The organism is Rhodococcus sp. AG1013 (genome assembly GCF_003350365.1).
Lineage (GTDB): Bacteria > Actinomycetota > Actinomycetes > Mycobacteriales > Mycobacteriaceae > Prescottella.
In genome coordinates this window covers 23861-30887 of record NZ_QQAT01000028.1, presented here as the reverse complement: position 1 = coordinate 30887, position 7027 = coordinate 23861, and the positions used below count along the sequence as shown (strand labels likewise).

The window sequence follows — 7027 nt, the reverse complement described above, 5'->3', positions numbered from 1 at the left end:
CAGTTCAGGGATGGGTCGACGAATATCGGTGCGCCGGTGGTGGTGTCGAACGGTACGGCGACGTTGCAGCACACGTTCGACACGGCCGGCAACCACAGCATCGCGGCGGACTTCATCGCCGGATCCGGGTTCGTGAATTCGTCGGCACCCGCGCAGGTGGTGTCGGTGAGCATCCCGGACACCACGACCACGACGACCGTGACCGCGCCGGGCGCGGCGCAGACCGGGCAGCAGGTGACGCTGTCGGCAGACGTCGCTCCGAACCCCGGTGGCGGAACGGTGCAGTTCAAGGACAACGGCAACAACATCGGATCACCGGTCACGGTCGCGAACGGCGCTGCCGAACTGCAGCACACGTTCGACGCGGCGGGTCAGCACAGCATCACGGCGGTGTTCTCCGGCTCCGCAGGATTCACCGGATCGACCTCCGCGGCGCAGACGGTGGCCGTCAGCGTCCCGGATGCGGCGACCACCACGACGCTCACCGTCCCGTCCACGGCGGACACCGGTGCCCAGGTGACGCTGTCGGCGGACGTCGCACCGAATCCCGGTGGCGGCACCGTGCAGTTCAAGGACAACGGCGCGGACATCGGTGCGCCGGTTGCGGTGTCGAACGGTAAGGCCGACCTGTCGTACACCTTCTCGGAGGCGGGTCAGCACAGCATCACGGCCGTCTTCTCCGGCGCTCCCGGATTCGTCGGATCGACGTCGCAGGCACAGTCGGTGGCGGTCAGCGTGCCGAACGTCGCGACCACCACGACGCTCACCGCACCGGCCACGGCGCAGACCGGGCAGCAGGTGACTCTCACTGCCGATCTGGATCCGGCGAACGCCTCGGGTTCGGTGCAGTTCAAGGACGGCAACGTCAACATCGGTAACGCAGTGGCGGTCTCGAACGGCAAGGCCACCACGCAGACGCCGTTCACGACGGCCGGTCAGCACAGCATCACCGCGGTCTTCACCGGCAACACGGGCTTCAAGAACTCGACGTCGGCGGTTCGGGTCGTGACGGTGAGCACCGCGCTGGTACAGACGTCGCTGGAGCTGTCGGTGCCGTCCGCGGCGCAGACGGGCACGTCGGTGACCCTGACCGCCACCACGACCCCGGCCGACGCGTCGGGCACCGTGCAGTTCACCGAGAACGGCGTCGCCATCGGCGGCCCCGTCACCGTGGCGAACGGTGTCGCGAAGCTCGAGCACGCCTTCACCGCGGCCGGTGACCGCACCGTCGGCGCGACGTTCACGGGTGCATCCGGTTTCACCAACTCGAACGGAGCCTCGCAGACGGTCCAGGTGTCGGTGCCGACCCCGGACGACACGGTCACCACGACCACTGTGACCGTCCCGGCGACGGCCACGGTCGGCAGCCCCGTGACGTTGTCGGCCACCGTGGCAGGCGGCACGAATCTGCCCGGCACGGTCCAGTTCTACGACGGTGACCTCCCGATCGGTGACCATGTCGCCCTCGTCGACGGCGTCGCGAATCTGGAGCACACCTTCACCACCGACGGCGCGCACCGCATCACCGCGCGCTACTCGGGCGGACAGGGGGTCAAGGCGTCGGCCTCCGCCGAGCAGTCGGTTCAGGTCACCGCGGCGGACAACGGCGGCACCGGCAGTGCCGGTTCGCTCGGCACCATCTTCGGGTCGCTCGGCGGCGCCGGACGCTCGGGATTCGGGTCCTGAGGGTCCTGATCTCCTGAGCTGCTGAACACGGTCCCCCGCCCTCACCGGAGGCGGGGGACCGTGTCGTCTGTGGGAACGGATGTGTCCGTGGCCACCACCCGACGACTACGCTGCTCGGTGTGGAACCCTTCTACCGAACGATCATCGGCGTTGCTCGTGTCGTATTCGCAGGCCAGGGACTGAAGTTCACCGTGACCGGCGAGGAGCACGTTCCCGCGCGCGGTGGGGCGGTGGTCGCCATCAACCACACCGGGTACATGGACTTCACCTACGCCGGCCTGCCCGCCCGCGCCGTGAAGCGGTACATCCGGTTCATGGCGAAGAACGACGTCTTCGTCAACAAGATCTCCGGCCCGCTGATGCGGGCGATGAAGCACATCCCCGTCGATCGGTCCGCCGGCTCCGACTCGTACCGCGCGGCGGTACAGGCCCTGCGTGACGGTGAACTGGTGGGTGTCTTCCCCGAGGCGACGATCAGCCGCAGCTTCGAACTCAAGGACTTCAAGTCCGGCGCCGCCCGGATGGCGCTCGAATCGGGCACTCCGGTGATCCCGATGGTGATCTGGGGTTCGCAGCGCGTGTGGACCAAGGGGTTCCCCAAGCGTCTCGGACGAACGAACACCCCCATCTCCATCGCGGTCGGCGAACCGATCGCGCCGTTCGAACCCGCGTCCGAGATGACGGCACTGCTGCACACCCGCATGGAGGAGTTGCTCCGCGGGGTGCAAGCGAACTACGACCATCCGGCGGGCGAGTACTGGGTTCCCGCGCGGCTCGGCGGCGGGGCACCGACGCTCGAGGAAGCCAACAAGATGGACGCCGACGAGGCCGAGGCCAAGGCGGCCGCACGCCGCAACAAGGAGACCGGGGCAAGCTAGCGGCCGGGGCCCGTCCACGCGGGTGGTGAGATTGCGCTCACCGATCGCAACCCAGGGGCGGGAAGTCGCCCGAACGGGGCAGAATGGCCCGGTGCACCCCGAACTCCCCAGCCTGGTCGCCAGTGATGTCGACGGCACCCTGATCAACGATGACGAACGCGTCACCGCCCGCACCCGGGCGGCGGTGCAGGCGGTGGTCGAGTCCGGCACGCCGTTCGTCCTCGCGACGGGCCGCCCGCCGCGCTGGCTCGGCCCGGTGGTCGACGGTCTGGGCTTCGCGCCGCTCTCGGTGTGCGCGAACGGCGCGGTGCTCTACGACGCGGAAGCCGACCGGGTCATCTCCGCTGCGACGCTGTCGCTCGAGACCCTCGCGTGGCTGGCGGACCTGGTGGAGTGGGAGCTACCGGGCGCCGGCCTGGCGGCCGAACGGATCGGTGCAAGCGCACACGACACCGCGACCGCACAGTTCGTGAGCGCCCCCGGTTACGAGCACGCTTGGCTCAATCCCGGCCACACGGAGATGGCGCCCGAGGACCTGCTGTCCGCGCCCGCGGTCAAGATGCTGATCCGTGTTCCCGGCGCGAGCAGCGCCGACATGGCGGCGAAGCTGCGCCCACTGGTGGGGGAGCGGGCCGACCTGACGTATTCGACCAACAACGGTCTGATCGAGGTGTCGGCGCCGGGCGTGACCAAGGCGTCCGGGCTGCAGCTGATGGCGCAGCGGCTCGAGGTGCCCGAGTCGGGCATCGTCGCGTTCGGGGACATGCCCAACGACATCCCGATGCTGGCGATGGCCGGTCACGGTGTCGCCGTGGACAACGCGCACCCGGAGGCGAAGGCGGCCGCCGACGAGGTCACCGCCACCAACTCCGACGACGGCGTGGCCCGGGTCCTCGAACGCATCTGGGCGGACTGAACCGAGAACAACCCCTGCCCCCACCACGTAGTTCGGCTGTGGGGCATTCCGGTCCTGTGTGAACCATGTTGTGGTGCAACGACTGTGCCGAGGCCGGTGTCGGTCGGAGGCGATCAGCCCGGTGGAACCACGAACCTGTGAAACGAATCGGTCGTCGGAAACGAAACGGTCGGCACCGGATTCGGGAAGACGAGGTCGGCCTGCGTCGGGCTACCCTGGTTTGGCAGTTGAATCGCAGGTGACTTCATGGTCGAGAACGATCCCTTCAGAACACAGCGGAACGTGGAGTCGGCCCCAGCCGCGGAGTTGAGCGCGGTTGGGTTCGACAGTGCTGTCGAGATCGGGCGGGGTGGGTTCGGGATCGTCTACCGCTGCACCCAGGTAGGTCTCGACCGGACGGTCGCGGTGAAGATGTTCGCGGCCGAACCGGACGCGGAGAATCTGCCGCGATTCCTGCGCGAGCAACGCGCGATGGGGCAGCTCACCGGACACCCGCACATCGTGGGGATACTGCAGGTCGGCCAGACGGAATCGGGGCGACCGTTCCTGGTGATGCAGTACCACCAGCAGGGATCCCTGGACGCCCGGATTCGCAAAAGCGGCCCCCTCCCGGTGCAGGAGGTGCTGCGGCTCGGGGTGAACTTGGCCGGGGCGCTCGAGACAGCGCACCGGCTCGGCATCGTGCACCGCGACATCAAGCCGGCGAACATCCTGTTCACCGACTACGGTGAGCCGGCCTTGGCCGACTTCGGTCTCGCCCACATCTCGGGCGGCTTCCAGACTGCCACCGGCATCGTCGCCGGCTCGCCCGCCTTCACCGCCCCCGAGGTGCTCGGCGGCCAACCCCCCACGCCTGCCGCCGACGTGTACGGGCTCGGCGCGACCCTGTTCTGCGCGCTCACCGGCCATGCCGCGTTCGAGCGCTACGACGGTGAGCGACTGGTCGCACAGTTCTTGCGTATCACCACCCAACACGTACCGGACCTGCGCGAGAGTGGGATCGACGCCGACGTCAGTGCGGCCATCGAGGCGGCGATGGCGCGAGACCCCCTCCAGCGCCCCACCCCGGAGGCGTTGCGCGAGCAGCTCAGCCGACTCGAGCGTGGCGACGGCCCGTCCGTCGCGGACACTGCGCCAGAGGCCGACCCGGTTTTCGAACGGCAGACCGCACCGTCGGCCGGCACCGACATCGCGGCGGCAGATGCGCGGAAGAACCGGGCACGCCGGGGAAATCTCCCGACGGAACTGACGAGTTTCGTCGGGCGCCGCACCGAACTGTCGCAGGTGCGAGATTCCCTGTCGGCAGCTCGTCTGGTGACGCTGACCGGCATCGGCGGGGTCGGCAAGACCCGGCTCGCGCTGCGGGCTGCCGCGGCCGCACAGCGGGCAGTTCCCGACGGCGTGTGGCTGGTCGAACTCGGCGAGCTGCGCGACCCCGCGCTGGTGATCGAGCAGATCGCCACCTCCTTGGGAGTACGCGACCAGTCGGCCAGACCTGTGCGTGAGGTTCTCGTCGATGTCCTGGCCCCGCGCACCACGCTCCTGGTGCTCGACAACTGCGAGCAGGTGATCGCGGCCGTCGCCGACGTGGCACAGACACTGCTGACGAGATGCCCGAAGCTGCGCATCCTCGCCACCAGCCGAGAAGCACTCGGCATCGGCGGCGAATCGGTGATCAGGGTGTCCCCGTTGACGACTCCCGAACCGGACGACACTCTCTCCCGGCGGAACGTGTCCCGCTTCGACGCCATGACGCTGTTCGCCGAACGCGCCTCCTCCGCCGTACCGGGCTTCGAACTCACCGACGAGAACAGGGGCGTCGTCGCCGCGATCTGTGCTCGCCTGGACGGGCTGCCGTTGGCGATCGAGCTTGCGGCGCCGCGGATTCGGACGCTCTCGCCCGAGCAGATCCTGCAGCGGCTGACCGACCGGTACACCTTGCTGACCCGTGGCAGCCGGAGCGCCCCGACCAGGCAGCAGACGCTGCGCGGGGCCATCGGCTGGAGCTACGACCTGTGCACCTCCGCCGAACAACAGCTGTGGGGTCGGCTGTCGGTGTTTGCCGGCAGCGTCGACCTCGGTGCGGCCGAGTACGTGTGCGGCGGCGACGGGGCGCCGGACAATCCCCTCGACACGATGACCGCGTTGGTGGACAAGTCGATCCTGATCTGCGAGGGATCGAACGGCGAGGTCCGCTTCCGGATGCTCGACACGATCCGTGACTACGGTCGGGACGCGATCACGCACGCCGACCGGTACCAGGATCTGCGCCGCAGGCACCGCGAGTGGTACCAGCGGCTGACGCTGGCCGCCGAAGCCGAGTGGATCGGTCCCCGTCAGCTCGACTGGATCACCCGGCTGGAGCGGGAACTGCCGAACCTGCGCGAAGCCCTCGAGTTCGGCCTCTCCGAGCGCGACGGCAGCGCACTCCAGATCGCTGCGGCCCTCTACGAATTCTGGCGCTCCCGGGGACTGGTCAGCGAGGGCCGACGCTGGCTCGATCGCACCTTGGCCCAGCCCCGCCGCGTCTCGACCGTCGAACGCGCCAAGGCGATCTTCGCCGCGTCCGAGTTCGCTGCGATCCAAGGTGACCTGGCAGCGGCCGACACCTGGGTCGCGGAAGCTCATGCCCTCGAGGTGCCGGGAGCCGGAGTCGACCCCCTGACGCACGCCTTCGTCGCCGCCGCCGAGGGGTTCGTCGCTGTCGCCGGCGGGGATCTGAACCGCGCACGGGAGTGCCTCGAAGAGGCCACCGAGGTACCCGAAGTACCGGACGACCTCCCGCCACGGATCTATGCGCTCCTGCTGCTCGGATGGGTTTACCAAATGAGCGGTCAGACCGCTCGAGCTCTTGCCAATCACGAGAAGGTGCTGGCCATCACGGAATCTCACGGCGAGTCGGTGTACAGGTCGTACGCGCTGGCGGCCATGGGAATCGCCCTATGGCGGCACGGAGACAGCGATTACGCGCTACAACAACTCGAAAAGGCACTTCTGCTTACTCGACCGGTGGACAATCTGATTACGACATCGACGTGTCTGCAGGCACTGGCGTGGATTACCGCCGAGCGCAACGACTCTCGGCGGGCCGCTGTCATGATGGGAGCCGCCGCCGAACTGCGGCATACCGTGGGCAGCCCGCCAATTCTGTTTCCCAGTCTGCTCCCCTACGAGGAACAGTCCGAGCGGAAAGCCCGTCGCGCACTCGGTGCGCGAGCATTCGAAACCGCCTACCGCGAGGGTCGCTCGTTGGACTTGGAGGCCGCGATCGCCTTCGCCCTCGGCGAGCGCTCCGACGACAGGACCGCCGCCGCCCGTGCCCCGACCGACCTGACCAAGCGCGAACAACAGGTCGCCGAGCTGGTCGCCGAGGGCCTGACGAACAAGGCGATCGCAGCCCGACTCGTACTTTCGCAACGAACGGTGGACGGGCACGTCGAGCATGTCCTGACGAAACTGGGGTTCACTTCGCGGGCGCAGATCGCGGCTTGGGTCGTCGAACAGGAACATGCGTCGGGTATGTGAGAGCAAACCGGATCGTCGAACA

Annotated in this window: 4 protein-coding genes; all 4 read left to right on the top strand. The window is 68.4% G+C overall.

The features are described from left to right. Nucleotides 1-1686, top strand: a 1686-nt coding sequence (locus tag DEU38_RS28730) for an Ig-like domain-containing protein (RefSeq protein WP_181818940.1), incomplete at its 5' end; no start/stop codon positions are given. Between the two features lie 119 nt (nucleotides 1687-1805). Then, on the top strand, nucleotides 1806-2564 hold the full coding sequence (locus tag DEU38_RS25260) for a 1-acyl-sn-glycerol-3-phosphate acyltransferase (protein ID WP_114724132.1): 759 nt from the start codon (nucleotides 1806-1808) through the stop codon (nucleotides 2562-2564). 91 nt (nucleotides 2565-2655) lie between these two features. After that, a complete protein-coding gene (locus DEU38_RS25255) occupies nucleotides 2656-3480 on the top strand; it encodes an HAD family hydrolase (RefSeq protein WP_114724131.1) in 825 nt (274 codons plus the stop codon). Between the two features lie 282 nt (nucleotides 3481-3762). Then, nucleotides 3763-7005, top strand: a complete 3243-nt coding sequence (locus tag DEU38_RS25250) for a protein kinase domain-containing protein (RefSeq protein ID WP_309473117.1) — start codon at nucleotides 3763-3765, stop codon at nucleotides 7003-7005. Nucleotides 7006-7027: the final 22 nt, after the last annotated feature.